We start from the raw sequence: 1,270 nt of genomic DNA on the forward strand, positions 1-1,270 counted from the left end.
TTGTGGTGTTGCTGGCTGTGGTGGTGGCGCTCTCAATTCGCTCTGTGGGGGTGTTGCTGGTGAGCGCTTTTGTGGTCATCCCAGCCTCGACGGCAAGGCTTTTGGGATCCCGCTTTACAACCTATGTGCTGCTGGCCATAGGTATTGGGGGACTGAGCGCGGTGCTGGGGATGATCGCCTCGGCAACCTTCAACCTGCCCTCCGGCCCCAGCATTGTTGCCACCCAGTTGCTCTTTTTTCTCCTAGCTATGGCGCTCAAGGGGGTGTCGCAACTCCTGCAGCTCTAGCTAGCGGCAATCCAAGAGCTCTCTCGGGCAGCGGCTTTTCCTGCAGAAGCTGGCCAAACAGGCGGCGATAGCTCTCTGGAAAGACCTGCCCGCTGAGGGTGGGCTGCTCGTAGACGCGCTTGAGGGTGTTGAGATCCCGCTTGGTAATGTTGGGCACCCGCAACACCCGCCGATTGCCGGTAGCCGCCGCATGGTGTCCGCCATACATCAGATCCCGCAGGTTCGGGCTATGGCCCCACAGCCCCAGCCCATGCCCGATCTCGTGTCGGGCCACCGCCGTTATTTCGGCCAACCCCTGTCCTTCTGCAATGACGATGCGCACCCGCTGCTGCAAAGAGCCATCGGAGGCGAAGAAAAACTCCGGGCGGGCCGCCCCAGCCACCCCGCCGCCAATAGGAGGAACGCGGTAAATGCTCATCCCGTAGAAAGCCTCCTCCTCTTTGGCCACCACCTTGAGCGGGATGTAGGCCGACCACTCCTTCACCGCTTGCTCCACGGAGGCCTTCCACTGGGGGTGATCCCCTTGGATGTAGATAGGGACGGGATAGAAGGCCCACTGGGCATAGGCTCCACCTGGCAAAAGCGGCTCGATTTCCTCAAAGTAGTCTCCCACCGCCTTGTCGTAGGCGTAGCGATCCAGGCCGGGGGGGAGTTTGAGCCGCATCGGCTGCGGCAGTTCTCCGGCTTGAGTTTGAGCCTGGGCTTGCAGGGCTTCAATGCCAAAAAAGTGGGGAACCAGCAGGGATCCCCTGCCCCCCACTGCCAGGACGAGGAGCATCGTCCAGCCGAGGATGCAAAGCTGTAGAATGCGCCGCCGCATCAAAGCCGCCCTTTCGCCCTTGTCTTTCTACAAGGTTAGTGGCTCAGAAAGCAAGTGTCGTTCGTTTGACATCCTCCCCTGCCTGAAGGCCGGAGATTCCTACCACGCTACGCATGGATGGCTCCTTGCGCAGTCGTCTCGGCGGGTTCCTGCTTCCGACCGC

The 1,270-nt window shown here is 61.1% G+C and carries 2 protein-coding genes; one reads left to right on the plus strand and one right to left on the minus strand.

The genetic code is table 11. From position 1 onward, the window contains the following. The coding region (locus NW837_RS14805; protein WP_414332343.1) for a metal ABC transporter permease at positions 1–287 on the plus strand (287 nt) is incomplete at its 5' end. Here NW837_RS14805 and NW837_RS14810 read toward each other — a convergent pair. Next, positions 256–1,107, minus strand: a complete 852-nt coding sequence (locus tag NW837_RS14810) for a hypothetical protein (RefSeq protein WP_414332345.1) — start codon at positions 1,105–1,107, stop codon at positions 256–258. The genes NW837_RS14805 and NW837_RS14810 overlap by 32 nt on opposite strands. Between the last annotated feature and the right edge of the window lie 163 nt (positions 1,108–1,270).

It is taken from the genome of Synechococcus sp. R6-10 (assembly GCF_047461815.1).
Taxonomy (GTDB): domain Bacteria; phylum Cyanobacteriota; class Cyanobacteriia; order Thermostichales; family Thermostichaceae; genus Thermostichus.

Coding starts and splice junctions, on each gene's coding strand:
- NW837_RS14810 (WP_414332345.1), bottom strand. CDS start 1,107: ATGCGGCGGCGCATTCTACAGCTTTGCATCCTCGGCTGGACGATGCTC.